The 2,500-nt window shown below is 72.8% G+C and carries 2 protein-coding genes; both read right to left on the bottom strand.

Annotated features, from left to right (window positions below; all coding sequences use genetic code 11):
• A partial coding sequence (gene sepH, locus ABZU46_RS31595; protein WP_354863352.1) for a septation protein SepH occupies positions 1–999 on the bottom strand: 999 nt, incomplete at its 3' end.
• 185 nt (positions 1,000–1,184) lie between these two features.
• A complete protein-coding gene (serC, locus tag ABZU46_RS31590; RefSeq protein ID WP_354863351.1) occupies positions 1,185–2,312 on the bottom strand; it encodes a phosphoserine transaminase in 1,128 nt (375 codons plus the stop codon).
• Positions 2,313–2,500 lie beyond the last annotated feature (188 nt).

The following is a 2,500-nucleotide window of genomic DNA, read 5'->3' as shown; positions in this document are numbered from 1 at the left end:
TCCCCGGTGACCCGTGGCGGCTGTCCCTGGCCGCGTTCCACACCGGACTCGCCGCAGCACCGCCAGCGACGGAACGGCCGGGACCTCCTTGGGCGCGTCCGAGTCGTCGTCGAAGGCCGAGCCCTGGCCACCGCCGAGCAGCGCGGCAGCGCCGCCGCCGACCGGCCGCTGCCGGGGCGCGTCCGACCCGGCCAGAGCGGCCGGGGTACGCGGCTCAAGGCCGCGACCCGACGAGCCGCCGAGCGGACGGTCCAGTGAAGCGAGCAGCGCGTCCCGGCCGGCCCGAATCGGATCCCGACCAGGGCGCGGGTGTTCGGACGCGGCCGGCAGCCCGTGCCCACCACGGCTCGGCTCGCCACGCGACGGACCAGGCAGGGCGTGCCCGCCCCGCTCCGGCGCCGGCTCCTGGCCGAGGATCGGCGTGGGCCGCTCGGCGCACAGGTACTGCGCCATGTCGTCGTGCGGGGTAACCACCTGCCGGGCCTTGTCCATGTCCCAGATGGCCTGCGCGGTGGCCTTGCCGGACGGCCAGGTGGCGATGATCCGCCAGGTGCCGTCGTCGCGCCGGTACGCGTCCCAGGAGATCTTCTCGGTGTCGATGCCGTGCTGGCTCAGTCGGCCGTTGACCACCTCGGCGAGCGGGGTGGGCTTCTCCGCGCCCTTGAGTCGGGTGCGACGGGCGTGCTGGGCGAGCATCGCCCGTTCCTGGAGCACCGGGCCGGCGTAGCGCAGCACGCGGTCGACCGGCACCCCGGCGATCCGGGCGACGTCCTCGGCGGACTCACCGGAGCGGATGCGGGCCTGGATGTCCCGGGGAGACAGTGAGGGAGTCGGGTCGACGGTGCTCGGTGCCACCGCGAGCGGCGGGGCACCCGGCTCGGGGTGCATCACGCCGGCGATGCGTTCGTCGATCGGCAGGGCGAGGAGTCGCCCGACCTCGTCGGCGAGCACCAGCGCCTGGCCGTCCTCGGAAAGGGCGACGAAGCGTACTGGGCGCATAGCGTTGCCTCCGTCCCGCTTCGCTGGCCGCACGCCACGAGTCGGCCACCCAGGCGTCTCGGACCACCGTACGCGCATCTGTCTCGGGGTGGGGGAAGCGACACCCCGCATGTCGCGACTGAGCTGCGGCGATGATCACGGTGGGTGTCCATCGAGGCCCCGACGGACACCCACCGTGACGATGCTCAGAGGCGCTCGACGACGTAGTCGATCGACGCGGTCAGCGCCTCGACATCAGCCGGCTCGACGGCCGGGAACAGCGCCACCCGCAACTGGTTGCGGCCGAGCTTGCGGTACGGCTCGGTGTCGACGATGCCGTTGGCGCGCAGCGCCTTGGCGATCGCGGTGGCGTCCACCCCGTCGGCGAAGTCGATGGTCGCGACCACGTTGGACCGCAGCGCCGGGTCGGTGACGAACGGGGTGGCCACCGAGGACCGCTCCGCCCAGCCGTACACCGTCGCGGCGCTCTCCGCCGTGCGCTTGGCCGCCCAGGCCAGACCACCCTGCGCGTTCATCCAGTCGGTCTGCTCGGCCGCGAGGAAGATGGTGGCCAGCGCCGGGGTGTTGTACGTCTGCTCCAGCCGCGAGTTGTCGATCGCGGTCACCAGGTCCAGGAAGGCTGGGATGTAACGCCCCGACGCCTTGATCTCGGCGGCCCGGTCCAACGCGGCCGGCGACATCAGGGCCAGCCAGAGGCCGCCGTCGGAGCCGAAGCACTTCTGCGGCGCGAAGTAGTAGACGTCGGTCTCGCCGACGTTGACCTCCAGGCCGCCCGCGCCCGAGGTGGCGTCGACCAGGAGCAGCGACCCCTCGTCCGCACCGGCGACCCGGTTGATCGGCACGGCCACGCCGGTCGAGGTCTCGTTGTGCGGCGTCGCGTACACGTCCACGCCGGCCTCGGCGACCAGGGTCGGCGCGCTGCCCGCCGCGGCCTTGCGGACGGTCGGCTCACCCAGGAACGGAGCGTCGGAGACCGACTTGGCGAACTTCGCGCCGAACTCGCCGAAGCTGGCGAACTGCGCACGGTCGCGGACGAGGCCGAAGGTGGCGACCTCCCAGAACGCGGTGGTGCCGCCGTTGCCGATCACGACCTCGTAGCCCTCGGGCAGCGAGAAGAACTCGGCGATGCCGGAGCGCAGTCGGGCCACCTGGTCGCGGACCGTCTTCTGCCGGTGCGACGTGCCCAGGTAGCTGGTCGCCACCTCGGCGAGCGCGGACACGGCCGCCGGACGGACCTTGGACGGGCCGCAGCCGAAACGTCCGTCGGCGGGCTTGATCTCGTCGGGAATCCGGATGATCGGTGCGTCAGCCACGGTATTGAAGATCCTTCCGCAAGGGCGAGGGCGGGCCCGGCGACACTGCCGGCCCTCATCCTCGCACCCGGGGCGGATGGCGACCGCCGCGGTCCCGACGGCCGGTCTGAGTCCTTCACCACATCGAGCGGCCCACGAGGTCGACAGCGGTCGAAAAGGGCCCCCGCACCACGCCTCGCGGCTGGTGC

Origin of the sequence: Micromonospora sp. NPDC005197 (assembly GCF_040608295.1) — a bacterium.
Classification (GTDB): Bacteria; Actinomycetota; Actinomycetes; order Mycobacteriales; family Micromonosporaceae; genus Micromonospora.
This window is presented reverse-complemented; position numbering and strand designations above follow the sequence as displayed.